At 69.7% G+C, this 24213-nt stretch carries 19 protein-coding genes and 2 pseudogenes; 13 read left to right on the forward strand and 8 right to left on the reverse strand.

The annotated features are described in order from the left end of the window. Positions 1 to 102: 102 nt before the first annotated feature. The gene (locus AC3A84_RS01200) at positions 103 to 480 is read right to left on the reverse strand and encodes an Hsp20/alpha crystallin family protein (protein ID WP_487967924.1); all 378 of its coding nucleotides are present in this window, start codon (positions 478 to 480) and stop codon (positions 103 to 105) included. 246 nt (positions 481 to 726) lie between these two features. Here AC3A84_RS01200 and AC3A84_RS01205 point away from each other — a divergent pair, with 246 nt between their 5' ends. The 3 genes from AC3A84_RS01205 (at position 727) to AC3A84_RS01215 (ending at position 5382) form a co-directional block, all read left to right on the forward strand. Beyond that, positions 727 to 1692: a DUF2242 domain-containing protein gene (locus AC3A84_RS01205; protein ID WP_487967925.1), complete on the forward strand. Its 966-nt coding sequence runs from the start codon at positions 727 to 729 to the stop codon at positions 1690 to 1692. 108 nt (positions 1693 to 1800) lie between these two features. Further along, positions 1801 to 3084 carry a branched-chain amino acid ABC transporter substrate-binding protein gene (locus AC3A84_RS01210; protein ID WP_487967926.1) on the forward strand — a complete coding sequence of 428 codons (1284 nt, stop codon included), beginning with the start codon at positions 1801 to 1803 and terminating at the stop codon, positions 3082 to 3084. 192 nt (positions 3085 to 3276) lie between these two features. Further along, positions 3277 to 5382 carry an esterase-like activity of phytase family protein gene (locus AC3A84_RS01215; RefSeq protein WP_487967927.1) on the forward strand — a complete coding sequence of 702 codons (2106 nt, stop codon included), beginning with the start codon at positions 3277 to 3279 and terminating at the stop codon, positions 5380 to 5382. 113 nt (positions 5383 to 5495) lie between these two features. Here AC3A84_RS01215 and mltB read toward each other — a convergent pair whose 3' ends face one another. The 4 genes from mltB to AC3A84_RS01235 form a co-directional block, all read right to left on the reverse strand. After that, positions 5496 to 6623 (reverse strand): lytic murein transglycosylase B, encoded by a 1128-nt coding sequence (gene mltB, locus AC3A84_RS01220; RefSeq protein WP_487967928.1) that lies wholly within the window; start codon positions 6621 to 6623, stop codon positions 5496 to 5498. 28 nt (positions 6624 to 6651) lie between these two features. Then, positions 6652 to 8700 carry a transglutaminase TgpA family protein gene (locus AC3A84_RS01225; protein ID WP_487967929.1) on the reverse strand — a complete coding sequence of 683 codons (2049 nt, stop codon included), beginning with the start codon at positions 8698 to 8700 and terminating at the stop codon, positions 6652 to 6654. Positions 8701 to 8797: 97 nt separating this feature from the next. Next, positions 8798 to 9811: a DUF58 domain-containing protein gene (locus AC3A84_RS01230; RefSeq protein WP_487967930.1), complete on the reverse strand. Its 1014-nt coding sequence runs from the start codon at positions 9809 to 9811 to the stop codon at positions 8798 to 8800. Between the two features lie 10 nt (positions 9812 to 9821). Beyond that, on the reverse strand, positions 9822 to 10742 hold the full coding sequence (locus tag AC3A84_RS01235) for an AAA family ATPase (protein ID WP_487967931.1): 921 nt from the start codon (positions 10740 to 10742) through the stop codon (positions 9822 to 9824). 36 nt (positions 10743 to 10778) lie between these two features. On the opposite strand from AC3A84_RS01235, the gene AC3A84_RS01240 reads away from it, so the two are divergent. The 7 genes from AC3A84_RS01240 to AC3A84_RS01270 all read left to right on the forward strand — a co-directional run bounded on the left by AC3A84_RS01240 (position 10779) and on the right by AC3A84_RS01270 (position 18709). Continuing rightward, a complete protein-coding gene (locus AC3A84_RS01240; RefSeq protein WP_487967932.1) occupies positions 10779 to 11738 on the forward strand; it encodes a histone deacetylase family protein in 960 nt (319 codons plus the stop codon). A gap of 57 nt (positions 11739 to 11795) precedes the next feature. Then, positions 11796 to 12602: an enoyl-CoA hydratase gene (locus AC3A84_RS01245; RefSeq protein WP_487967933.1), complete on the forward strand. Its 807-nt coding sequence runs from the start codon at positions 11796 to 11798 to the stop codon at positions 12600 to 12602. Further along, entirely contained in the window at positions 12584 to 13876 is a 1293-nt protein-coding gene (locus tag AC3A84_RS01250; protein WP_487967934.1) for a mechanosensitive ion channel family protein, read from the forward strand. Before AC3A84_RS01245 ends, AC3A84_RS01250 begins: the two co-directional genes overlap by 19 nt. A 162-nt stretch (positions 13877 to 14038) precedes the next feature. After that, complete coding sequence (locus AC3A84_RS01255) at positions 14039 to 14788, forward strand: electron transfer flavoprotein subunit beta/FixA family protein (RefSeq protein ID WP_092936983.1); 750 nt, start codon at positions 14039 to 14041, stop codon at positions 14786 to 14788. 28 nt (positions 14789 to 14816) lie between these two features. Further along, complete coding sequence (locus tag AC3A84_RS01260) at positions 14817 to 15749, forward strand: electron transfer flavoprotein subunit alpha/FixB family protein (RefSeq protein WP_487967935.1); 933 nt, start codon at positions 14817 to 14819, stop codon at positions 15747 to 15749. A gap of 74 nt (positions 15750 to 15823) precedes the next feature. Continuing rightward, the gene (locus AC3A84_RS01265) at positions 15824 to 17614 is read left to right on the forward strand and encodes an acyl-CoA dehydrogenase (protein WP_487967936.1); all 1791 of its coding nucleotides are present in this window, start codon (positions 15824 to 15826) and stop codon (positions 17612 to 17614) included. 138 nt (positions 17615 to 17752) lie between these two features. After that, complete coding sequence (locus AC3A84_RS01270) at positions 17753 to 18709, forward strand: NAD(P)H-dependent flavin oxidoreductase (RefSeq protein ID WP_487967937.1); 957 nt, start codon at positions 17753 to 17755, stop codon at positions 18707 to 18709. 101 nt (positions 18710 to 18810) lie between these two features. Here the strand turns inward: AC3A84_RS01270 and rnk are convergent, their stop codons facing one another. Next, entirely contained in the window at positions 18811 to 19230 is a 420-nt protein-coding gene (gene rnk, locus AC3A84_RS01275; RefSeq protein WP_487967938.1) for a nucleoside diphosphate kinase regulator, read from the reverse strand. A 206-nt stretch (positions 19231 to 19436) separates the two neighbouring features. On the opposite strand from rnk, the gene AC3A84_RS01280 reads away from it, so the two are divergent. After that, positions 19437 to 20552 carry a PA0069 family radical SAM protein gene (locus tag AC3A84_RS01280; RefSeq protein WP_487967939.1) on the forward strand — a complete coding sequence of 372 codons (1116 nt, stop codon included), beginning with the start codon at positions 19437 to 19439 and terminating at the stop codon, positions 20550 to 20552. Positions 20553 to 20717: 165 nt separating this feature from the next. Beyond that, positions 20718 to 20999 (forward strand): annotated as a pseudogene (locus tag AC3A84_RS01285) (amidohydrolase); the annotation flags it as partial. A gap of 156 nt (positions 21000 to 21155) precedes the next feature. Here the strand turns inward: AC3A84_RS01285 and AC3A84_RS01290 are convergent. Beyond that, on the reverse strand, positions 21156 to 21800 hold the full coding sequence (locus AC3A84_RS01290; RefSeq protein WP_487967940.1) for a PIN domain-containing protein: 645 nt from the start codon (positions 21798 to 21800) through the stop codon (positions 21156 to 21158). 338 nt (positions 21801 to 22138) lie between these two features. Here AC3A84_RS01290 and AC3A84_RS01295 point away from each other — a divergent pair. Then, a pseudogene (locus tag AC3A84_RS01295) lies at positions 22139 to 22333 on the forward strand (aldehyde dehydrogenase family protein); the annotation flags it as partial. A 139-nt stretch (positions 22334 to 22472) separates the two neighbouring features. Here the strand turns inward: AC3A84_RS01295 and AC3A84_RS01300 are convergent. Next, positions 22473 to 24206 carry a phosphoethanolamine transferase gene (locus tag AC3A84_RS01300; RefSeq protein WP_487967941.1) on the reverse strand — a complete coding sequence of 578 codons (1734 nt, stop codon included), beginning with the start codon at positions 24204 to 24206 and terminating at the stop codon, positions 22473 to 22475. Positions 24207 to 24213 lie beyond the last annotated feature (7 nt).

Consider the following 24213-nt stretch of genomic DNA (forward strand, 5'->3'; position numbering starts at 1 on the left):
GCAGTGCGTGAACCGGGTGCGGCGCGTTCCCGCCATGGGAGCCTGTGCGGCCATGAAAAAAGGTGGCCGAAGCCACCTTTCCAGGGGAGCGTCTGCAAGCGCTCAAGCAATGGTCAGCTGCTGGGCGCGGCTCACGGGAACCACCTTGGCAAGCACCAGCGTGAGCACGCCGTTTTCCAGCTTGGCGGAGCTGGCGGCCACGTCGATCTCGTCGGCCAGCTCCCAGGCACGCTGTACCTGGCGCGGAGCGCCTTCCACGCTGGCCAGGCGCACCTGATGGCCTTCGATGGTGAGGGAGAGCTGCTCGCGCGAGAGGCCCGGCACGTCGATCTGCAGTGTCACGGTCTTGTCGTCCTGCGAGACCTGGGTGCCGGGCTGCTGAGGCGCAGCCAGGGTGCTCTGCAGGAAGCGCTGCAGTGCCAGATCGGCGGCACGGGGAGCTTGGAACGAGGCGTGGCGGATGACGGGGGTGAAAAACATGTTGACTCCATTTGGTTGGGGTTGGCGGAGTTTGTTTGTTCTTGACATCTTTTGCCTGAACTTGCATTCCGCTTGGATCGAACATGCGAGCGGGTTTTTGCATTTCAAGAGCTTTTTTTTCCGCGCTCGCCACCTCCGCCGCGACCCTGCGTTGAACCCCGCAGGCCTTCCGGGCTCTGAGAGCCTGTTGACGCTGTGGTGACCTGCGCGTCGGCACAATGCTCGATTCGACTGGAACCCATGCCCATGAACCTCACGCTCCGTCCCCGTCATGCCCTGTCCATCGGCGGCACGTCCCTGGTCGCCCTTGTCTGCACGGTGCTGGCGGGCTGCGCCACGGTGTCCGATTCAATGCCTGGCCTGGCTGGCGCCACCCGGTTCGATCCGGACGACTTCGAGAGCATCAACGTCCACACCCGCCACATCAACGCGCCCAAAGCCCAGGCCTGCGAAGCGGCCCGGCGCGCGCTGCTGAGCCAGGGCTACCTGGTGAACACCGCCACCGACGACATGGTGGCGGGGCGCAAGTATTTCCAGCCCTCCACCGACATCCACTACGAAGTGGAGATGCGCGTGGTCTGTGCGCCCGAGGGGGCGGACGGCAAGCGCACTGCGGCCTTTGCCAGCGCGCTGCAGGACCGCTACGTCATCAAGAAGATCAACAACTCCGCCTCGCTGGGGGTGGGGGCGCTGGGCTCGCTGTCGCTGCCCGTTTCCGCCTCGGACGACACCCTGGTCAAGGTGGGTAGCGAGACGGTGACCGACAAGCGTTTCTACGAACGTTTCTTCGACTTGTTCGGCCGCTTCGTGCAGCCGCCCGCCGCGCCAGCCCCGGAAAGCGCCACGCCCATGCTGGTGAAGCCGCAGTCACAGATCGAGGAACGGGCCCTGCCGGCGGCGCAGCCCGTGCAGCCCGCGATGCAGCCGCCAACGCAGCCGGCGGCGGAGCCCGCGGGTCAACCCGGCATGCCGGCAGGCCCCACCGGGGCCGCAGAGCCCGCAGCGCCCCCCGCTGCGGCTGCCTCGGCCGTTGCTGCCGTACCGGTTGCTCAAGGCGCCTCGGGCGTGGCCGACAGCGCCAGCCGTGAGCGCGCCGACAGCACCGCCGACCTGCCGCTGCCTGCCCTGGCCGACGCCACCTTGCGGGCCGATGCCTCCGCGCCCGGTGGTGACGCCTCTGCGGTGTCGGCCCGCGCTGCGGCGCGGCCCTGATCCCCGCGCAGATACACTGCCCCGCTTTTTCACGGGCCGGCGCCCCGCATCACCGCATGCGGCGGGCGGCTGCCCTTTCCGTTCCTTACCGTATCCGGTGTGTCTTCCATGACTCTTTTCTCGCGTCGCCGTGCCTGCCAGGCCGGCGCCCTGGCCGCTTTCTCGGCTGCCGCTGGGGGCCTCGCCCGAGCCGCCCAGCCCGCGGCCGCGCCCATTCCGCTGGCGCTGATCGAAAGCCTGTCGGGCCCCTTCGCCAATACCGGCGAGGCCGTCTTCCGCAACGTGCTCTGGGCGACGGAGCGCGTGAACGCGCGAGGCGGCGTGCCGCTGCCCGGCGGCGCCCGGCCGCTGGCGGTGAGCCGCTACGACAGCAAAGGCCAGAACGAGGAGGCGCTGTCGGCGCTGCGTTCGGCCATCGACGACGGGGCCCGCTTCGTGATGCAGGGCAACTCCTCGGCCACGGCGGCGGTGCTGATCGACGCCATCAACAAGCACAACGAACGCGACCCGGCGCGGCGCGTGGTGTTCCTCAACTACTCGGCGGTGGACCCCATCCTCACCAACGAGAAGTGCAGCTTCTGGCATTTCCGCTTCGACGCGCATGCCGATATGCGCATGGCCGCGCTGATGGAGGTGGTGCGCGAAGACCGCGCCCTCACGCGTGCCTACCTGATCGGGCAGGACTACAGCTTCGGCCAGGCCGTGCTGCGCGAGGCCAGGCGCCAGCTCGCAGCGCAGCGCCCCGACGTGGCCGTGGCCGGCGAAGAGCTGCACCCCGTGGGCCGCGTCAAGGACTTCGCGCCCTACGCCGTGAAGATCAAGGCGAGCGGCGCGCAGGCCGTCATCACCGGCAACTGGGGCAACGACCTGACCCTGCTGGTCAAGGCCGCGCGCGAGGTGGGGTACGACGGCATGTTCTACACCTTCTACGGCAACGCCCTGGGTGCGCCCGCCGCGTTGGGCGATGCCGGCGTGGGCAAGGTGGTGGCGGTGGCCGACTGGCTGCCCAATCTGCCCACCGCGCAGAGCGAGGCCTTCTACCGCGCCTTCCGCCAGCGCTTTCCCAAGCCGGCCGACGACTACGTTCACATGCGCATGCAGCTCATGGTCGAGGCGCTGGCGCAGTCCATGGCCCGCGCCGGCAGCACCGATGCGCTGGCCGTGGCGCGGCAGCTCGAAACCGCCCAGGTGCAGCTGGCGGGCCAGTCCGGCCACATGCGCGCGGGCGACCACCAGTTCCAGCAGCCGCTGGTGGTGGGCGTGATGGACCGCCTGGGCGCGCCGGGCGTGAAGTTCGATGTCGAAGGCTCGGGGTACGGCTTTCGCGTGGTGCGGCAGATCGCGGCCGACAAGGCCGAGCAGCCGTTCATCTGCCGCATGCAGCGGCCCTGAGGTGGCCCCTGCGGGCGAAAGCCTGCCAGGGCGGGAATGCGGAGAAATCCGGGGAAAGTGAAAGCGTCATGACGCTGACACGAAGGTGTTTTGCAATCGTTGCGCTCGGATGGATAGCCGGGCGCTACGGCCCGCACAGCGTGCGGGCGGCCTCTCGCATCCCTTGGTACCCCTTCACTCTGCGGCATTCCCATGGCAAGACCTCTTCCCCTTTTCAAGCCCTCCCTCGTCGCGTTGGCCCTGGCGGGCGCCTTTGCCGTCGCCGGTTGCGGGGGCGGCGACGGCGACTCCGGCGCCACGCCGGCCACGCCGCCGGCCGGTAATGGCGGTGGTGGTGCGGGCGGCTCGGGCGGTGGCTCGCCCACCGTGCGCATGAACGGCACCTTCCTCGATTCGGCCGTCGAAGGCCTGGCCTATCGCGCGGCCAGCGGATCGGGCACCACCGATGCCCTGGGCCAGTTCAGCTGCGTGCAGGGCGAGATGGTGGCTTTCTCGCTGGGCGGCGTAGCGCTGGGCCAGGCCGCCTGCGGCAGCGTGCTCACGCCGCTGGATCTGGCGGGCACGGCCGATAGCACCGATGCCAAGGTGGTCAACCGCCTGCAGCTGCTGCAGAGCCTGGACGAGGACGGCGACCCGGCCAACGGCATCCGCATCACCGCGGCCTCGGCACAGGCGCTGGCCGGCAAGTCCATCGACCTGGCGCAGGCCGGCGATGCCTTCGGCACGGCGCTGGCGGCGCTGCTGCCCGCCTTCAACGATGCCCGGGGCCTGCCCTACAACCTGCGCGACATCAGCGTCACGGCCCGCCAGCTGGCGCGCGAGCATTTCGAGAACACCCTGGCCACGGCGCTGGCCAAGCCCACCACCAGCACCGTGGCCGACAGCGTGGCCGGCGCCGTGCAGTACACCAAGTATGTGGTGCAGGCCGATGGCAAGTTCTTTGTCCCCTACGAAGGTGACAACGCGGCCGTCAAGCGCGACTTCCCACGGGGCTTCTACCCGGCGGCCGGCTCGGGCCTGGCCTTCAAGGGCCGCGCGGCCGATGGCTCCCTGCAGTTCTACGGCGTGACCGACCGCGGCCCCAACGGCGACGGCCCCACCGCGCCCACCCCGGCCGACACCACGAAGACCGGCGCCAGCAAGGTCTTCCCGGCGCCGAGCTTCGTGCCCTCGCTGGGCCTCTTCAGCGTGGGCAAGGGCGGCGCGGTGCTGCAGTCGCTCACGCCGCTGTCGGTGAGCGACACGGTCAAGGCGAGCGGCCGGCCGCTGCAAAGCGGCGTGGGCGCCACCATGGAAACGCCGCTGACCGACAGGCTGGTCTATGACGCGGCCAAGGCCGGCTTCGACGCCAACGGCATCGACCCCGAATCGGTGGTGGTGGACGAGGCGCGCAAGGCGCTCTGGATCTCCGACGAATACGGCCCCTTCATCGCGAAGGTGGATCCGGCCACCGGCCGCATCCTGAAGAAGTACCAGCCCGGCACGGCCGCGGCCGACCTGCCGCTGGTGCTCTCCAAGCGCCGCGCCAACCGGGGCATGGAAGGCCTCACGCTGGACAAGAGCAGCGGCGTGCTGCACGGTTTCCTGCAAAGCCCCATCGACGACGGCAAGGCCACGCTGGCGGCCACCGGCAAGAGCGAGAAGGTGCAGAACTACGCCCGCTTCCTGCGCTGGGTGGCGTTCGATCCGGCCACGGAAACGAGCCGGCTCTACGCCCTGCCGGTGGATGCGGCCCTCTACAAGGACGGCAAGACCGGCAACGCCAAGATGGGCGATCTGGCCTGGCTGGGCGGCAACCGCTTCTTGGCGGTGGAGCAGGGCGCCGGGCCCGACGGCAAGGTCTTCAACGGGCTGGTGCTGATCGAGATCCCCACCAACGCCACCGACATCACCGCCTGGGGCAGCGACCTGGAAAAGAGCAGCATGTCCGGCAAGGCCGTCAACGGCGCCGACTTCTCCACCGTCGTCACCCTGCGCAAGACCCGGTTGCTGGATCTGAACGCCGCCGGCTGGGTCGCAGAGAAGGCCGAGGGCCTGGCGGTGGTGGACGCCAACACCGTGGCGCTGATGAACGACAACGACTTCGGCCTGCGCTCCATCCTGGTGGATGCCAACGGCAAGGAAGTGGCCGGCAGCCTGGAAGACTGCACCGTGAACGCCCAGGGCCAGATCGTCGCGGGCTGCCCCGCCGGCACCGCCGGTGCGCGCGTGGCGCCGGGCGTGGCCAGCGAACGCCCGGTGCGCCTCTGGCTCATCAAGTTCCCGCAGGCGCTGACCAGCTACAAGATGCCGCAGTGAGGTAGCGACGTCGCTGCGCCGGGCGCTTTGGCGGCGCCCCCTTTGCGATCCCTTCGGCCCTGCCTTCCTCGCCCGGAAGGCGGGGCCTTTTCACATCGGAGGGCGATGGCGGGTTAGCGGGCGCGCGCCGCCGCCACCTCGCGCCCCAGCGTGTCCACGGCCAGGGCGTAGTAGCTCGACCAGTTGTAGCGCGTGATGGCGTAGAAGTTCTCGGTGCCTGCGATGTAGGTGGGCACGTCGCCGCCGTTCTGCAGTTCCACCAGCGCCAGCGGGCCGGCGTGCGCGGCGCCCGCGCCCTGGGGCCGGGCGCCGAGTTCGGCCATGCGTGCGGCGCTGAAGGTGGGCAGGATGTCGGGCGCCAGCAGTTCGGGCAGCTGCAGCCGTTCGGCGTCGAACCGCACGTCGAACCACACCGGCATGCCGGTTTTCCAGCCGTGGCCCTTGAAGTAGTTGGCGACCGAGCCGATGGCGTCGGCCGGGCTGTTCCAGAGGTCGATGCTGCCGTCGCCGTCGTAGTCCACCGCATAGCGCACCCAGCTCGACGGCATGAACTGGCCCAGGCCCATGGCGCCCGCGTAGCTGCCGCGCGGCGTGAGCGGGTCGGTGCCGGTGCGGTCCATGAGGCTCAGGAACTGTTCCAGCTCGCCGCGGAAGAAGGCCCTGCGCTCGGCCGCGCGAGGGTGGGCGTCGGGGAAGTCGAACGACAGCGTGGCGAGCGCGTCGATCACGCGGAAGCTGCCCATCTGCTGGCCATAGATGGTCTCCACGCCGATGATGCCGACGATGATTTCGGCCGGCACGCCGTATTCGCGTTCGGCGCGGGCCAGGGTCTCGGCGTTCTCCTGCCAGAAGCGCAGCCCGGCGCGGATGCGCACCGGCTCGACGAAGCGGCCGCGGTAGGCGCGCCAGTTCTTGGCCGTCTTGCCCGCGGCCGGCGGCAGCATGAGGCGCGGCACCTGCGGCAGCAGCCGGGCCTGGCCGATGGCCTGGCGCACCCCTTCGCGGTCCAGGTTGCGGCGGGCCGCGATGTCGTCGGCGAGAGCCATGGCGTCGGCCCGGTCGGCATAGAACACGGGGGCGGGCTGGGCCTTGGCCGCGGAGGTGGTGGCAGCCGTCTTTTTCTTCTTCGGCGTGGATTGCGAGTGATTTTGGGCTGCAGCGCCGATGGAGAGCGCGCAGGCTGCTATGAAAAGCGTAGCGATTCGGGAGGGTCGGGAAAGTCGGGCGAAGTCGGCGGTCATTGAGCGGGCGCGGGTTCGGTGGGTTCGGTCAGCGCGAGGTGTCGGGCAGGGCGGCCGGCCAGCGCAGGCCGCGCAGGCGGCGCTGCAGGTCGGCCAGCGTCTCGGCGGGATGGGCGGCGTAGCGGGCATTTTCCATGCGCAGCAGCCAGTCGGCGCAGTCGTCGGCCGCGGGGCCGAAATGCGCGCGGGCGCGCTCGGCCAGGGCCCGGGGCGGCAGGGGGGCGGGCTGGGGCAGGCCGGCGCGGGCCAGACGGCGGCGGGCGCGTTCCAGCAGGCGCAGCCAGGGGTCGTGCCGGCGGCGGCGCCAGCCGGCCCAGGCCGCGCCGCCCAGCGCGGCGGCGGCCATCAGGCCGGCCAGCAGGCGGCCCAGGTCCTCCCAGTCGGGCGAGCGCACGCCAAGGGCGCGCAGCAGGTCGAACTGCCGGTCCTGCGTGTAGTTGAGCACCCACTGATTCCAGCGGGTGTTGACGGCGTCCCAGGCGGCGCGCAGGGTCTGCACCATGCCGGGCGCGATCACCGCGTCCATGGCGTTGCCGAATGCGCCGCGCGGCGCCTGCAGCCGCTGCAGCGCGCCGATGCGTCCGGGCGAGACCGCGCCTGTCGGGTCCACGCGCACCCAGCCGGCGCCGCTCTGCCAGACCTCGGCCCAGGCATGGGCGTCGCTCTGGCGCACCGTCCACGCGTCGTCGAAGCCGTTGAACTCGCCCCCCTGGTAGCCGGTGACGATGCGCGCGGGCACGTCCAGCGCCCGCATCAGCACGACGAAGGCCGAGGCGATGTGCTCGCAGAAGCCCGCCTTCACGTCGAACCAGAAGGCGTCGGCCGTGTGCTCGCCATAGACGCCCGGCTCCAGCGTGTAGGTGTAGCCGCCCGTGCGCAGGCGGTCGAGCGCGGCCTGCACATAGGCCGGCGTGCCGCCTGCCGCCAGGGCCGGGTCGGCGCGCATCTGGGCGGCCAGGGCCAGCGTGCGCGGGTTCAGGCCCGGGGGCAGCTGCAGGTAGGGCTGCAGCTGGCGGGTGCGCTGCAGCGGGCCGTGACTGAAGCGCAGGTGGCTTTCGGCGCGGTAGCGCAGCACCTCGGCGATGGGGCGGCTGGCCTGCCAGCTGAGATCGGGCGACATGAAGGCGCGCAGGCCGGCGGGCAGCTCGGGCGGCGGCTGCGTGGCGTCCAGCGTCAGCAGCCAGCGGCGGCGGTGGGGTTCGAGGAGGGCTTCGTAGCGCACGGCCTCGCCCTGCACCTGCAGCTGGGCGGGCGCGGGCGGCGGGTCCAGCCTGCCGTCCTGGGTCTGCGCCCCGAGGGCCCGCCAGTGGCGCCCGTCGAACACGCTGAGCACCGGGCCGCGGAAGTAGAGCTGGTTCTGCGGCGGAGGCCGGCCGCCGGGCGTGTCGAAGCGCACGCGCAGCGCCACGCCCTCGTCCAGCGCCAGGCGGGTGACCTGGCCGATCTCCATGTCGTCGGAGAGGCCGCTGCGCCCGCGCGCCTCGTCGGCCGGCATGCCCCAGAGCGGCGCCATGCGCGGGAAGAGCAGGAAGAGCGCCAGCATCACCGGCGCGCCCAGCAGCATGAGCCGCGCCGCCATGCGCAGCGACAGCGCCAGCGGCGGCCGGCCTACCGGCAGGTGTGCGTTGACCAGGGCCGTGAGCAGGCCCAGCAGCGCGACCAGCATGGCCGCCGCCGTGGCCAGCGACTGCGTGACGAAGAAACAGCTGAGCAGCGTGAAGAAGCCCAGGAAGAAGACCACCATGGCGTCGCGCCGCGCGCGCAGCTCCAGCGTCTTGAGCGCGAGCAGCACCACGATGAGCGTCACGCCCGCCTCGCGCCCGACGATGGTGCGGAAGGTGGCCAGCGTGAGCCCCACGGCCAGCACCAGCAGCGCGCCCGTCAGCCAGCGCCCGGGCAGGGGACGGCCCTGCCAGGTGAGCGTGCCGCGCCAGAGCAGCACGGCGGCGGCGAAGGCGCTGGTCCAGCCGGGCAGGTAGGGCACCTGCGGCGCGATCACCCAGGCGATGACGGCCAGCAGGAACAGCGTGTCCCGCGCATCGCGGGGCAGGCTGGCCAGGGTCCGGCGCAGGTTCACGGGCGGCCCCCCTGGTGCAGATTGCTATTGAAAAGATAGCTACATGCGCTCGACCCGCAAGGGATGCAGGCGAAAAATGCCATGAATTGGAGCGGGTTCATGACAGCGCCAGCGCCTCCAGGCAGCGGTGGCGGTGGGCGGTGCCGGTGTCGGGGGCGATCTCCACGCCGGGCAGCCGCAGGCCGTATTTCACGCCCAGGCGGTCGGCCTGGATGACCCAGGCCGCCAGACGCGAGAGGCGCGCCTCCGGGTCGGCCAGGCTGGTGAGGGCGGGGTCGAGCCACAGCGCCTGGCGCTGGGCCTGCTGCGCGTCGCGGCTCACCAGGCCGTCGGTGCCGGCGGCCAGCGCCTGGGCGGCCTTCTTCCAGACCACCAGCTTGAGCGGGTCGCCGCGCCGGTAGGCCCGCACGCCGTCGAATTCGCCGATGCCCTGGGCCGGCGCGCTGCCGGCGCCGCCGGCCTGGGGCTCGCCCGCGGGCAGCGGTGGCGGGGGCAGCTCGGGCTGCGGATAGACCAGCAGCTGCGCGGCGGGCTGCCAGATCGTCCAGACGCGGAAGGCGCCCAGCGGAAAGCGCGTTTCTGCGGTGAGCGCGGGCACCTCGTGCAGGCCGCGCCGCTGCGGCCGGAAGGCCACCTGCACGGTGGCGCTGCCCGCGCCGGGCACGTCGGTCCACACCCATTGCCCGCTGCCGTGCAGCGCCAGCGCGATGCCGTGGCGCGGCGCGGCGCGGGTGCTGGAGAGCTGCACCTGCAGCGTGGCGCTGCCGCCCAGAAACTGCGGCTCCGGGGCGCTGAGGTGCAGCGACAGCCCGCGCAGCGTGCCGTGGCCCACATGCATGCCCGCGACCGCGCTGCCGGCCAGCAGGAAGGTGAGGAGATAGCCCAGGTTGAGCTGGAAGTTGATGGACGCCACCAGCAGCACCAGTAGCGTGGCGGCCAGCATCCAGCCCGCGCCGGTGGGCAGGATGTAGACGTTGCGCTGCGTCAGCTCGGTCGTGTCGCTGCGCGGCAGGCGCGCGAGCCACCAGCGCTGCCAGCGGTGCCTGGCGGGTGCCAGCAGGCCGGGGCGGCGGCCTGGCGTGGCGGGGGCTGGCAGGGCGGTTTCGCTCACGCCGGCGCTTTCAGGGCAGCGGCACGGCCTGGGCCATGGCGCGTACCTGCTCGGCCGCGCCCCGGCCGGCATCGCCCACGGGCACGAGGCGGTGGGCGATGGTTTGCGGCAGCACGGCCTGCACGTCGTCGGGTGCCACGTAGTCGCGCCCGGCGATCAGCGCCTGCGCCTTGGCCGCACGCATCAGCGCGATGCCCGCGCGCGGCGACAGGCCCTGCAGGAACCAGCGGCCCGAGCGGGTGGCGGCGATGAGGTCCTGCACGTAGTTCAGCAGCGGCTCGGCCGCGTGCACGGCCAGCACCTGGCGCTGCAGCTCGGCCAGCTCGTCCTGCGAGAGGAGCGGCAGCAGCGAATCGACCAGGTCGCGCCGGTCGCTGCCGGCCAGCAGCAGGCGTTCGGCGGCGCGGTCGGGGTAGCCGATGGAGATGCGCATCAGAAAGCGGTCCAGCTGCGATTCGGGCAGCGCGAAGGTGCCCAGCTGGTCGTGCGGGTTCTGCGTGGCGATCACGAAGAAGGGGTGGGGCAGGGCACGTGTCTCGCCTTCCACCGAGACCTGCTTTTCTTCCATGGCTTCGAGCAGCGCGCTCTGCGTCTTGGGGCTGGCGCGGTTGATCTCATCGGCCAGCAGCACCTGGGCGAAGACCGGGCCGGGGTGGAACACGAAGGACTCGCGGCCACGCTCATAGACCGACACGCCCGTGAGGTCGCTGGGCATCAGGTCGGCGGTGAACTGCACGCGCGAGAACTGCAGCCCGAAGGTGCGCGCCAGGGCATGCGCCAGAGTGGTCTTGCCCACGCCGGGCACGTCCTCGATCAGCAGGTGCCCCCCCGCCAGCAGGCAGGCCACGCAGTCCTGGACCTGCGCCTTTTTGCCCACAATCACCGTGTTAAGCTGGTTCAAAAGCGACTGGATCTTGGGCTGTGCATGCATGGCCGGACGTTATCCGAAAAAGTTTGGGGACAGGCAATGACTGTGAGCAAGACGGGCTATTTCACCCACCGCGACTGCTGGAAGCACGAGATGGGTGCGGGCCATCCGGAATGCCCGGCGCGGCTCGATGCGATCGAAGACCGTCTGCTCGTCACCGGCGTGGCCGACGCGCTGGAGCGCTTCGAGGCGCCGCAGGCGTCGCTGGCCGACATCGAGCTGGCGCACGACCGCATGTACGTGGCCTCGCTGCGAGGCATGACCGACCGGCTCGTCGAAGAGCTGCAGGCCGGCGGCCCGGCCCACGCGCAGATCGACCCCGATACCTCCATCAACGCCCACACCTGGAATGCCTCGCTGCGCGCCGCCGGCGCGGCCCTGGCGGCCACCGACGCGGTGATGGCCGGCGAGATCGAGAACGCCTTCTGCAGCGTGCGCCCGCCGGGCCACCATGCCACGCGCAACAAGGCCATGGGCTTTTGCTTCTTCAACAACGTGGCCGTGGCGGCGCGCTATGCGCTGGAGCGCTACAAGCTGCACCGCGTGGCGGTGGTGGACTTCGACGTGCACCACGGCAACGGCACCGAAGACATTCTCGCGGGCGACCCGCGCGCGCTCATGGTCAGCATCTTCCAGCACCCGTTCTACCCGTTCAGCGGCGACGCCGACCCGGCGCCCAACATGCTCAACGTGCCGGTGGCGGCCTATACCAAGGGCATGGACGTGCGCGAGATCGTCGAGATGCTCTGGATCCCGCGCCTGGAGGCCTTCAAGCCCGAGATGATCTTCGTCTCCGCCGGCTTCGACGCCCACCGCGAGGACGACATGGGCCAGCTCGGCCTCAACGAGCAGGACTACACCTGGATCACCCAGCGCATCAAGGACGTGGCACGGCGCTTCAGCAAGGGCCGCATCGTCTCGTGCCTGGAAGGCGGCTACATGATGGACCCGCTGGCGCGCAGCGTCGAAGCGCACATCCGCGTGCTCGCCGATCTCTGAACCCTCTTTCTCCCGCGGCCTGCCGTGCGCGGACGCGGGACCTTCCCTCCGCCTGCCATGACCGCCACCCCGCAAGACCCCACCCGCGCCCCGCTGCGCACCGAACGCGACGCCCGCGGCGTCGTCACCCTGACCCTGGCCGACCCCGCCCGCTTCAACGCGCTGGGCGAGCCGATGATCGCCGCGCTGCAGCAGGCGCTGGACGACGTGGCACGCGATGACGGCGCTCGCGTGGTGGTGCTGGCCGCCGAAGGCAAGGCCTTCTGCGCGGGCCACGACCTGAAGGCGATGGCGCAGCGGCCTGAGCAGGCCTACTACCAGAAGCTCTTCGCGCAGTGCAGCCGCGTGATGCTCGCCATCCAGCGCCTGCCGGTGCCGGTCATCGCGCGCGTGCAGGGCATCGCCACGGCGGCGGGCTGCCAGCTGGTGGCGCAGTGCGACCTGGCGGTGGCGAGCCGTGCGGCGCGCTTTGCCACCAGCGGCATCCACTACGGCCTGTTCTGCGCCACGCCCAGCGTCCCGCTGGTGCGCAACCTGCCCGCCAAGCAGGCCATGGAGATGCTGCTGACGGGCGACTTCATCGATGCCGAAACCGCCCGTGCCCAGGGCCTGGTCAACCGCGTGGCGGCGCCCGAGGCGCTCGATGCCGAGGTCGAATCGCTCGTCGCTGCCATCCTGCAAAAGCCCCGGGCCGCCATCGCCCTCGGCAAGGCCGTTGTCTATCAGCAGCGCGAACTGGGCGTGGACGCCGCCTACCAGCTGGCCGGCCAGGCCATGGCCCTGAACATGATGGACGAGGCCGCCCAGGAAGGCGCCCGCGCCTTCGCCGAAAAGCGCACGCCCGCATGGAAGGCGCAGCCGTGAGCGAGCTGTTCGACCGCCTGCTGCGCGACTTCAACCACTCCAGCACTTGGCTGGAACTGGCCGTGCTGGCCGCCTGCCTGGCCGTGGCCTTCGGCGTCAGCCGCGCCGTGGGGCGTAACCAGCCGCCCGACTCGGTCTGGTTCGGCCGGCGCACCTTCGACGGGCTGATGTTTCCGCTGCTGGCGCTGGCCCTGGTCTATGCGGGCCGCGCGGGCGTGGAGCACTATCAGCCGGTCTTCGTGCTGCGCGTGGCGGTGCCGGTACTGAGTTCGCTGGTGCTGATCCGCTTCTTCGCGCGCGTGCTCGCCACGGCTTTCCCGCGCTCGCCGGCCATGCGACTGCTCGAACGCATGATCTCGTGGCTGGCCTGGGGCGTGGCGGTGCTGTGGATCGTCGGGCTGTTGCCCATCGTGCGCGAGGAGCTGGCCGGCATCGGCATCAGCTTCGGCAAGACGCAGACCAATCTGCTGATGCTGCTGCAGGGCGTGCTCTCGGCCGCGGCAGTGATGGTGACCGCGCTCTGGGTGTCGTCCACCTTCGAGCGGCGCGTGCTCAGCAACGCGGTGGCCGACCTGTCGATGCGCAAGGTCGCCGTGAACGCCACGCGCGCGTTGCTGCTGCTCATCGGCATGCTGTTCGCGCTCTCGGCCGTGGGGGTGGACCTGACGGCGCTCTCGGTGCTGGGCGGCGCGGTGGGCGTGGGCCTGGGCTTCGGGCTGCAGAAGCTCGCATCCAACTACGTGAGCGGCTTCGTCATCCTGCTGGAGCGCTCGCTGCGCATCGGCGACAACGTGCGTGTCGATGGTTTCGAGGGCCGCATCACTGACATCAAGACCCGCTACACGCTCATCCGGGCGGGCAACGGGCGCGAATCCATCGTGCCCAACGAAACGCTCATCACCCAGCGGGTGGAAAACCTCTCGGACGCCGACCGCAAGTTCAACATCACCACCGACATCACCGTGGGCTACGACAGCGACGTGGCCCAGGTGCAGCAGATCCTGTGCGCAGCAGCGGCCGCCCAGCCGCGCGTGCTGAAGGACCCGGTGCCCGTGGCCTACCTGGTCAGCTTCGCGCCGGACGGGCTGGAATTCAGCCTCAACTTCTGGGTGAGCGACCCCTCCGCCGGCACGGTCAACCTGCGCTCGGCCATCAACATCGCCATCCTCGACGGGCTGCGCACGGCCGGCATCGACATCCCCTATCCGCAGCGCGTGGTGCAGATCCGGCCGGCCGCGCAGCCCGCGCCGGCTGAGCCGCACGCGACACCTTGAACGTGCGGATGCAGGGCTATAATCCTGAAAAAGCACGATCGTTCGTTTTTGTCCCCAAGCCCTGGAGGGCCGCGCTGGTCGGCCCGGGCGGGAGCCCGGACATAGAATGAATCCGGTTTACGTAACGTCAATTCAACCAGCAAGAATGAAGGAGCCGCAGCAATGAAGGTTTTGGTCCCGGTCAAGCGTGTGGTGGACTACAACGTGAAGGTCCGCGTGAAGTCGGACGGCACGGGTGTGGACATCGCCAACGTGAAGATGAGCATGAACCCCTTCGACGAAATCGCGGTGGAAGAAGCCGTGCGGCTGAAGGAAAAAGGCGTGGTGACCGAGGTCATCGCCGTGAGCTGCGGCGACGCCAAGTGCCAGGAGACCCTGCGCACGGCCATGGCCATCGGCGCGGACCGGGGCATCCTGGTGGAAACCACGCAGGAGCTGCAGCCCCTGGCCGTGGCCAAGCTGCTCAAGGCCCTGGTGGACAAGGAACAGCCCCAGCTGATCATCCTGGGCAAGCAGGCCATCGACGACGACTCCAACCAGACCGGCCAGATGCTCGCCGCCCTGGCGGGCCTGCCGCAAGCCACCTTCGCCTCCAAGGTCGAGGTGAGCGGCGATGCGGTCAACGTCACCCGTGAAGTCGATGGCGGCCTGGAAACCCTGGCCCTCACGCTGCCGGCCGTGATCACCACCGACCTGCGCCTCAATGAGCCGCGCTACGTCACGCTGCCCAACATCATGAAGGCCAAGAAGAAGCCGCTCGACACCGTCAAGCCTGAAGACCTGGGCGTCGATGTCACGCCGCGCCTGAAGACGCTGAAGGTCTCCGAGCCGCCCAAGCGCGGCGCCGGCATCAAGGTGCCCGACGTGGCCACCCTGGTGGACAAGCTCAAGAACGAAGCCAAGGTCATCTGAAGAACAACCAGCGCAGGAGAACACGAACATGACCGCACTCGTCATCGCTGAACACGACAACGCCAGCATCAAGCCCGCCACGCTCAACACCGTGACCGCAGCCGCAGCCTGCGGCGGCGACGTCCACGTCCTCGTGGCCGGCCAGGGCGCCGATGCCGCCGCGCAGGCCGCCGCACAGATCGCCGGCGTTTCCAAGGTGATCCAGGCCGACGGCGAAAGCCTCAAGGACGGCCTGGCTGAGAACGTGGCCGCCCAGGTGCTGGCCATCGCCGGCAGCTACAGCCACATCCTCTTTCCCGCCACGGCCGGCGGCAAGAACGCCGCGCCACGCGTGGCCGCGCAGCTCGACGTCGCCCAGATCAGCGACATCACCAAGGTGGACAGCCCGGACACCTTCGAGCGCCCCATCTACGCCGGCAACGCCATCGCCACCGTGCAGAGCGCGGATAGCGTGAAGGTCATCACCGTGCGTACCACCGGCTTCGACGCCGCTGCCGCCACGGGGGGCTCGGCCGCTGTCGAGAAGGTCGCTGCCGCAGCCGATTCCGGCAAGAGCCGCTTCGTCGGCCGCGAAGTCACCAAGAGCGACCGCCCCGAACTCACCGCCGCCAAGATCATCGTCTCGGGCGGCCGGGCCCTCGGCAGCGCCGAGAAGTTCAACGAAGTCATGACCCCCCTGGCGGACAAGCTGGGCGCGGCCATCGGCGCGAGCCGCGCTGCCGTCGATGCGGGCTACGCCCCCAACGACCTGCAGGTGGGCCAGACCGGCAAGATCGTGGCGCCGCAGCTCTACCTCGCAGCAGGCATCTCGGGCGCCATCCAGCATCTGGCCGGCATGAAGGACTCCAAGGTGATCGTGGCGATCAACAAGGACCCCGAAGCGCCGATCTTCAGCGTGGCCGACTACGGCCTGGAGGCCGACCTGTTCACCGCCGTCCCAGAGCTCGTCAAGGCTCTTTGACTTCCAGCCAGCGCTGACAAAGGCATCGTTCGCGATGCCTTTTTTTCGACAATTTTTGCCCGGAGACAAGAATCATGAGCTACGTCGCCCCCGTGAAGGACATGCTTTTCGCCATCGAACACCTGGCCGGCATCGCCCAGGTCGCCCAGTTGCCCGGCTTCGAGGAAGCTGGCCTGGACACCGCGCAGGCGGTGCTCGATGAATGCGCCAAGTTCACCGAAGGCGTGGTGGCGCCGCTCAACGTGGAGGGCGACCGCAATCCGTCCAGCTTCAAGGACGGCCGCGTCACGACCACGCCCGGCTTCAAGGAGGCCTTCCGCCAATACGCCGAAGGCGGCTGGCAGGGCCTGCAGCACCCGGTGGACTTTGGTGGGCAGGGCCTGCCCAAGACCATCGGCGCGGCCTGCAGCGAGATGCTCAACAGCGCCAACATGAGCTTCGCGCTGTGCCCGCTCTTGACCGACGGCGCCATCGAGGCGCTGCTGACCGCCGGCAGCGACGAGCTCAAGGCCACGTATCTGGAAAAGCTGGTCACGGGCGAATGGACCGGCACCATGAACCTGACCGAGCCCCAGGCCGGCAGCGATCTGGCCCTGGTGCGCACCAAGGCCGAGCCGCAGGGTGACGGCAGCTACAAGGTCTTCGGCACCAAGATCTTCATCACCTACGGCGAGCACGACATGGCCGCCAACATCGTCCACCTGGTGCTGGCCCGCGTGGCCGGCGCGCCCGAGGGCGTCAAGGGCATCAGCCTCTTCGTGGTGCCCAAGTTCCTGGTGAATGCCGACGGCTCCCTGGGCGAGCGCAACGACGTGCATTGCGTCTCCATCGAACACAAGCTGGGCATCAAGGCCTCGCCCACGGCGGTGCTGCAGTTCGGGGACCATGGCGGGGCGGTGGGCTATCTGGTGGGCGAGGAGAACCGCGGCCTCGAATACATGTTCATCATGATGAACGCGGCGCGCTACGCGGTGGGCCTGCAGGGCATCGCCGTGTCCGAGCGCGCCTACCAGAAGGCCGTGCAATACGCCCGCGACCGCGTGCAGAGCCGCCCGGTGGACGGCAGCCTGCCCGGCAGTGCGCCCATCATCCACCACCCCGACGTGCGCCGCATGCTCATGACCATGCGCGCCGTGACCGAGGGCTGCCGCGCCATGGCAGCCACGGCCGCCGCCGCCTACGACGCATCGCACCACCATGCCGATGCGGACATGCGCCAGGCCAACGCCGCGTTCTACGAATTCATGGTGCCGCTGGTCAAGGGCTACAGCACCGAGATGAGCCTGGAAGTGACCAGCCTGGGCGTGCAGGTGCACGGCGGCATGGGCTTCATCGAAGAGACCGGCGCCGCGCAGCACTACCGCGACGCGAAGATCCTGACCATCTACGAAGGCACGACCGCCATCCAGGCCAACGACCTGGTGGGCCGCAAGACGGCACGCGATGGTGGCCGCTCGGCCCGAGCCATCGCCGCGCAGATCGAGAAGACCGAGGCCGATCTGGCCGCCAGCGGCACCGAAGACGCCCAGGCCGTGGCCCGCCGCCTGAAGGCCGCGCGCGAAGCCTTCCTGCAGGTGGTGGACTTCGTCGTGGCCCACGCCAAGACCGACCCCAACGCCGTCTTCGCGGGCAGCGTGCCGTACCTGATGCTGGCCGGCAACCTGATGGCCGGCTGGCAGCTGGGCCGGGCGCTGCTGGCGGCCCAGGCGCTGCTGCCGCAGGGCCGTGACGAAGCCTTCCTGCGCGCCAAGATCGCCACCGCGCGCTTCTATGCCGACCACCTGCTGGTGCGCACCGGCGCCCAGCGCGACGCCATCGTCGAAGGCGCGGCCAGCGTGACCGCACTGGCGCTGGAAGCGTTCTGATGGAGCACATCGCCCTCAGCGGCTGCGCCACGGCCTGTGCCGTTGGCCGTGCCTGATGATTTGCTATTAAAATAATAGCTGTAAGCGCAGGCTGGATAAGCGCTACAGCCGCTTTTTATTCATAAAAGGAGACTCCCCATGTCCCGCCTGCCGCCCGTGCTGCAAAAGCTCTCGCTGCCCGTCATCGGGTCGCCGCTGTTCATCATCAGCAATCCCCAGCTCGTCATCGCCCAGTGCAAGGCCGGCATCGTCGGCTCCATGCCCGCGCTCAACGCCCGCCCGGCCGAGCTGCTGGACGAATGGCTGGCCGAGATCACCGAGGCCCTGGCCGCGCACGACCGCGACCACCCCGAAAGCCCCGCCGCGCCCTTCGCCATCAACCAGATCGTGCACAAGAGCAACGACCGGCTGGAGCACGACATGCAGGTCTGCGCCAAGTACAAGGTGCCGATCGTCATCACGTCCCTGGGCGCGCGCGAGGACGTCAACCAGGCCGTGCACGGCTGGGGCGGCGTGGTGCTGCACGACATCATCAACAACAAGTTCGCGCACAAGGCCATCGAGAAGGGCGCCGACGGCCTGATCGCCGTGGCGGCGGGCGCGGGCGGCCATGCGGGCGTGAAGAGCCCGTTCGCGCTGATCCAGGAGATCCGCCAGTGGTTCGACGGCCCGCTGGCGCTGTCGGGCTCCATCGCCTCGGGCGGCGCCATCCTGGCCGCGCAGGCCATGGGCGCCGACTTCGCCTACATCGGCTCGGCCTTCATCGCCACGCACGAGGCGCGCGCGCAGGAGGCCTACAAGCAGGCCATCGTCGATGGCACCTCCGACGACATCGTCTACAGCAACCTCTTCACCGGCGTGCATGGCAACTACCTGGCGCCCTCGATCCGCGCGGCGGGCCTGGACCCGGAGCACCTGCCCGAATCCGACCCGAGCAAGATGAACTTCGGCGGCGACGCCAAAAAGGCCTGGAAGGACATCTGGGGCTGCGGCCAGGGTATCGGCGCCATCGACCGCATCAGCGGCGCGGGCGAACTGGTCGAGAAGCTGCGCCGTGAATACCAGGCCGCGCGCGAACGGCTGGCGCTGGGCTGAGCGCCGATCGCAGTTCCAACCACAGCTGATCCCTGAAACCGCCGCCGCACCCCTGCGCTGCCACGGCGGTTTTTCATGCCGCCGTTCGGCAGTTCAGCCGCTCAGCGGTGCAGATCGCCCGCGCGCTCGGGCTGATAGACGATCTGCTGCACCTGCATGGTCATCGGCTGGCCGCCCGGGCCGGGCCAGCTCAGTTCGTCGCCCACCGAGAGGCCCAGCAGCGCGCTGCCCACGGGCGCGAAGATCGAGACGCGGTCCGCGCTGCCGTCGATGTCGCGCGGATAGACGAGGCTCAGGCAGAAGGTCTTGCCGGTCTCGCGGATCGAGAACTCCACCGTCGAATTCATCGTCACCACGTCGGGCGGCATGTCGGCCGGCGCCAGCACCTCGGCGCGGTCCAGCTCGGCCTGCAGCGCGGCCTTGCCGGCGAAGGCGCTGGCCGGAATGCCGGCCATCAGGGCCTCGATACGGTCCACGTCCAGCGACGAAAGGGTGATGGAGGGCGAGCGTGCAAGAGCCATGGTGAAGTCCTCGGTCAAGGCGGGAGAAAAAAACGGAAAGAAGTGCGGGAGGGAAGTCCTCGTGCGGTGAAAGGGCGGGACTGTAGCCCAGGGGCTCCGGCGCCGCTGCGCATTCCGCACCCGGGTGCCGGGGTAATCACAGCGGCCGGCACGCAAAGCCGCGCTCACTACAATGGCTGTATGTTTGAACAGTATCTGACGCAGCCATGAACGATGAGGTCCGCATTCCGGTCGCGGCCCTGAAGGGCCGAGGCATCGCTGCGCAGACGGCCCACCGTTTCATGCGCGACGAGCGCGACGCGTTCGACGACGGCTGGGGCACGCTCGAATCGGGCGCGGCCGAGCCTGCTCAGCCGCCGGCCACCGAGGTGATCTGGGAGACGGCGCGCAGCGCGCTCACCCGCAACGATTCGCCCGACATCTTCTTCGAGCAGGCGGTGAACCCCTACCGCGGCTGCGAGCACGGCTGCGTCTATTGCTACGCCCGACCCACGCACAGCTACCTCAACCTGTCGCCGGGGATCGACTTCGAGACGCGCATCATCGCCAAGCGCAACATCGCCGAGGTGCTGCGCGCCGAACTCGCGCGGCCCTCGCACGTGCCCACGGCCGTGAACATCGGCTCGGCCACCGACTGCTACCAGCCGGTGGAGCGCGAGCTGCGCCTGACGCGCGCGCTGATCGAGGTGATGGCCGAGACGCGGCATCCGTTCTCGCTCATCACCAAGTCCAGCGGCGTGGAGCGCGACCTGGACCTGCTCGCTCCCCTGGCCCGCGACCGGCTGGCCGCCGCCTACGTCACCATCACCACGCTCGACGGCGCCCTGGCACGCGTGCTGGAGCCGCGAGCCGCCGCGCCCCACCGCCGGCTGCGCACCATCCGCGCGCTGGCCGAGGCCGGCGTGCCGGTGGGCGTGAGCGTGGCGCCGCAGATCCCGTTCCTCACCGAAGACATGGAGCAGGTGCTCGAAGCCGCGCGCGAGGCCGGCGCCACCTCGGCCTTCTATACCGTGGTGCGCCTACCCTGGGAACTGAACCCGCTCATGCGCGACTGGCTGGCACTGCACTACCCGCAGCGCGCCGCCCGCGTGATGGCCCGCATCCAGGACCTGCACGGCCTGGACGAGGCCGCCCGCAGCGCCGGCAAGGCCTACCAGAGCGACCACGCCACGCGCATGAAGGGCACCGGCCTCTGGGCCGATCTGCTGCGCCAGCGCTTCCACACGGCCTGCCGCCGCCTGGGCCTGAACCGCGAGCGCACGGTGCTGGATGCCTCGCAGTTCCGCCATGCGCTGGCGCGGGGGCAGGGCACCTTGTTCTGACGGGGGCTGGGGCCCGCCGCTGCCTCACAAACTCCGGCGCCGGAGGGCCACAACGCAATTCGCTGCCGTGGCGCGCCCCGTGTTCAGAAATTTCTCACCCATGACCGTCGCTATTTCCGCGTCGCCCATGGTGGAACTGGGACGGTCGGCGCACGCCAGCTGTGACCCGGCCCCATCAGGGCGGCGGCGGACCGCTTCGACATCGCGGTGCCCGGGCCCGGCGGACACGCGGCGCACCCGCGGCACACGCCCGATGCCAACCTGGCCGCGAACCTGCGGGTGACGCCGCTCAACACCATCTTCGCTCGGCGCATCGAAGGCGGCCAGAGCCACAACGTGCGGCCGGCCGAGGTGCCGTTCACCGGGACGGGGCGCAGCTTCGACGTCGCCTCGCAGGACCGCATCGGAGCCGCGCTGTGCGCGGCGGCAGCCGGCGTGGCGCTGGCGCGGACTTGAGCGCGGCTGTCGTGCCCGAGCCGGGCATGGCGTCGATGGGGAGACATTTGAAAGAAAAATAGCTGCAGCGCTTATGGAAAAAGCGCGTGCAGCTATTTTTTCAGGAGCGGATCCGCAGTGCTGAACCACCCCAAGACCATTCGCCTGTCAGCCCAGGCGGTAATGCCCGCGTGCGCCTTCCACCAGCACGCCGGCCTTCAGCAGCCGCTTGACGGCCACGCCGATGGAGCCCAACGGGATGCCTGCGCCGCGCGCCATGGCGGCATGGGTCATCTCGGTCCAGCCCTCGCTCTTCAAGGTGCGTTGCAGATAGCCCAGCACCTTGGAATCATTGCCGCTCAGGCGGGGGGCGGAGGACAAGCGGCGTGCGCGCCCGGCAGGACCAGGCGCGGCCCGGGGGTGTTTGACCTCGGCATCCTGCGCCAAGGCGTTGCCCTGGGCGGTATGCGCGGCACGCGGGGCTGAAGAATCGGCGCCCGCCCGTGCCTTGCGGGCTGCGGGGGCATGGAGCGCCAGCGCGGCCAGCACCTGGGTTTCGGGCGCCTGCATGGCGGCGGCCGAGCCGTAGAGGGCGCGGAGCTGCTCATCCATGGCCTGCAGTTCCTGAGAGAGGCGGGCCACGGTGCGCAGTTGGGCATAGGCCCGGTCCGCGTCCGGGCTGAACGGGGTGGTGGCTACGGCGTGGACCACGCCTTCGGCCTGGGACTGGACTTCCTGCGCTACGGCGCGCTGGGCGGCATACAGCGCTTCACCGGCGCGCTGCAGCAAGGAGAGGGTGGTGCGGTTCAACATGTGATGGGGGTGAGGTCGGGTGAGTCGTCCGAGCCCGGGGGCTGCACCCTTGCCCGGAGCTCTGCACCGTATCGCGTGCAGCCGCCCGCCGGGCGGTTGCAGCGCTGCGCCGCTATCCGTGCGCTCCGCAAGAGTGTCTCCCCCCAGCCCTGCGGCGCTGGGGAAAGACGCAAAGTATGCGCCAAATTGTTCAACAACGTGCCAGAAGCCTGTGCCTGGGGCGCTTTTGCTTCTGGTTCGCAGGTCAGCCTTCAGCGCTGGTGCTGGAGCAGCCGTTCGCTGGGGCAATGCGTGTGGTTGAACGGCGACTGGATGACGATGTGGCGCAAACACTTGGCGATGCCCGCATCGCCTTCAATGTCGCATTGGCGAAGGGCGCCTCGGTGCTGGCCGGTGCCAACGCCGAGATCGCCGCCGCCAACGAAATGCCCTTCGGCGGTGTGAAGGAATCGGGCTACGACCGCGAGGGTTCGACCCACGGGCTGGACGACGATCTGCACACCAAGTACCTCTGCCAGGGCCAGTTGGACTGAGTCGAGGGGCTGATGGGGCCGGGCCTTGATTCAGGCCGATAAAGAAAGCCCGCGCTGCCTGTGAAGGCGGCGCGGGCTCTTCGCTTGCAAGGCACGCAAGGCGCCAGGGCCTCGGGGGCGCTGCGTGCCGTTCGGATCGCTAGCGCTTGGCTTGAGGCGCCTTGCCTTCACAGCCGTTGAACAGGTCGAGCTGGGGCTTGTACACCCCCGTCTGTACATCCAGCAGGCCCAGCACCGAGTGGAAATAGTTGTCGTGCGTGATGTGCTTGTCGCCCATGGCCGAACGCATGCAGGCCGTGGTGAGGCCGCGGCGCTGCTCCATGGTCGGCGAGACCCAGGTGATCCAGGCCACGTGCTTTTGCACGTCGGGCGCGATGGAATAGGGCATGCCGTGCAGGTAGAGGTTGTTCTCGCCCAGCGATTCGCCGTGGTCGGACACGTAGATCATGGAGGTCTGTGCGGTGTCGGCACGCGATTGCAACCACCGTATCGTTTCGTTCAGGAAGTGGTCGGTTTCCACGATGCTGTTGTCGTAGGCGTTCCAGAGTTCTTCCTTGCTGCATTCCTGCAGGTTGACCGACTTGCATTCGGGCTGGAAGGGCTTGCGGTCCGGCGCTGAGCGGCGGAAGTACGCAGGGCCGTGGCTGCCCATCTGGTGCAGCACCACCACCGTGCCGCGGGCGCGCCGTTCGGCGGGCAGGGCGGCGATGCGCTGGTCCAGGTCCTTGAGCATCACCATGTCCAGGCATTCGCCGTCGGGGCACAGGCCCGGTACGTTGGCGGACGATGTGTTGGTCTCGCCGATGCGGTCGCACACGCCCTTGCAGCCGCCCTGGTTGTCCACCCACAGCACGGCCAGGCCCGCATGGTGCAGCACGTCGATCAGGCTTTCATAGCGGCCCTTGCGCGATTCGTAGGCCTCCTTGCCCAGGTGCGAATACATGCACGGCACCGAGGTGGCCGTGCTGGTGCCGCAGGACCAGGCATCGCGTGCCGTCACCAGGTCGTCGCGTGCCGACAGCAGCGGCGTGGTGGGCCGCCCGTACCCGTTGAGCGCGAAGTTGCCGCTGCGACCCGTCTCGCCCAGCACCAGCACCAGCAGCGGCGGCTTGGCCTGCGCGGTGTAGCTCGCACCCAGCCGGGCGTCTGCGCCCACGGGTTGCAGCGGGCCGCGGTCTTGCCGGAAAGGCTGGGCCGCCAGGTTGCCCACGGCGTAGAAGCTGTTGAGCGGGTTGATCATGTAGCGCAGCTGGGTGTGGTTGCGCATGGTGGAGGCGAAGGGCTGGAACACCCACAGCAGCATCAGCGCGGCCACCGCCGTGCTGCCCACGATCAGCAGCACCTGGTGCAAGGCCAGGCGCAGCCAGGGCAACCGCGTGACCCGCTGGCGCAGCAGCCACCAGATGGCGGGCACCGATAGCGCCGCCACGGTGATGGGCAGGCGCGGCGTGAAGAGGCTGGTGGCTTCGCGCGTATCGGTCTGTAGCACGTTGGCCAGCATGCTGGCGTCGATCACGATGCCGTAGGCCAGCATGAAGTAGGCGCCGAAGGCCGCCGCCAGCACGGCGAAGATCAGCACCGGCTTGGCGGCGCGCCCCCAGGCCAGCAGGGCCAGTACGGCGGCGGTGCCGGCGGCCACGATGACCATGAAGGCCGCCAGGAAGCCTGCGCGCTGCAGGCTCATGCCGCCTGGCAGGTCGATCACAGCGCGCCACAGGGGCAGGTTGCAGGCCGTGGCCAGCCACAGGCTGATCAGCACGATCAGGCGGGCGGGGTGGACGGTGGGGGAGGCGGCGGCAGGAGCTGCATGGCCGTTGCGCGACGAAGCGGGCACGGCCGATTGCAGCGCGAGAAAAGGCGGTATCAGGCGCATGGGGCGC

This window comes from Paracidovorax sp., assembly GCF_057642795.1.

Bases quoted from the DNA above. Each gene is read 5' to 3' on its own strand.
- AC3A84_RS01200 (WP_487967924.1), bottom strand. From the start codon at position 480: ATGTTTTTCACCCCCGTCATCCGCCACGCCTCGTTCCAAGCTCCCCGT.
- AC3A84_RS01205 (WP_487967925.1), top strand. From the start codon at position 727: ATGAACCTCACGCTCCGTCCCCGTCATGCCCTGTCCATCGGCGGCACG.
- AC3A84_RS01210 (WP_487967926.1), top strand. From the start codon at position 1,801: ATGACTCTTTTCTCGCGTCGCCGTGCCTGCCAGGCCGGCGCCCTGGCC.
- AC3A84_RS01215 (WP_487967927.1), top strand. From the start codon at position 3,277: ATGGCAAGACCTCTTCCCCTTTTCAAGCCCTCCCTCGTCGCGTTGGCC.
- mltB (WP_487967928.1), bottom strand. From the start codon at position 6,623: ATGACCGCCGACTTCGCCCGACTTTCCCGACCCTCCCGAATCGCTACG.
- AC3A84_RS01235 (WP_487967931.1), bottom strand. From the start codon at position 10,742: ATGCATGCACAGCCCAAGATCCAGTCGCTTTTGAACCAGCTTAACACG.
- AC3A84_RS01240 (WP_487967932.1), top strand. From the start codon at position 10,779: ATGACTGTGAGCAAGACGGGCTATTTCACCCACCGCGACTGCTGGAAG.
- AC3A84_RS01245 (WP_487967933.1), top strand. From the start codon at position 11,796: ATGACCGCCACCCCGCAAGACCCCACCCGCGCCCCGCTGCGCACCGAA.
- AC3A84_RS01250 (WP_487967934.1), top strand. From the start codon at position 12,584: ATGGAAGGCGCAGCCGTGAGCGAGCTGTTCGACCGCCTGCTGCGCGAC.
- AC3A84_RS01255 (WP_092936983.1), top strand. From the start codon at position 14,039: ATGAAGGTTTTGGTCCCGGTCAAGCGTGTGGTGGACTACAACGTGAAG.
- AC3A84_RS01260 (WP_487967935.1), top strand. From the start codon at position 14,817: ATGACCGCACTCGTCATCGCTGAACACGACAACGCCAGCATCAAGCCC.
- AC3A84_RS01265 (WP_487967936.1), top strand. From the start codon at position 15,824: ATGAGCTACGTCGCCCCCGTGAAGGACATGCTTTTCGCCATCGAACAC.
- AC3A84_RS01270 (WP_487967937.1), top strand. From the start codon at position 17,753: ATGTCCCGCCTGCCGCCCGTGCTGCAAAAGCTCTCGCTGCCCGTCATC.
- rnk (WP_487967938.1), bottom strand. From the start codon at position 19,230: ATGGCTCTTGCACGCTCGCCCTCCATCACCCTTTCGTCGCTGGACGTG.
- AC3A84_RS01280 (WP_487967939.1), top strand. From the start codon at position 19,437: ATGAACGATGAGGTCCGCATTCCGGTCGCGGCCCTGAAGGGCCGAGGC.
- AC3A84_RS01290 (WP_487967940.1), bottom strand. From the start codon at position 21,800: ATGTTGAACCGCACCACCCTCTCCTTGCTGCAGCGCGCCGGTGAAGCG.
- AC3A84_RS01300 (WP_487967941.1), bottom strand. From the start codon at position 24,206: ATGCGCCTGATACCGCCTTTTCTCGCGCTGCAATCGGCCGTGCCCGCT.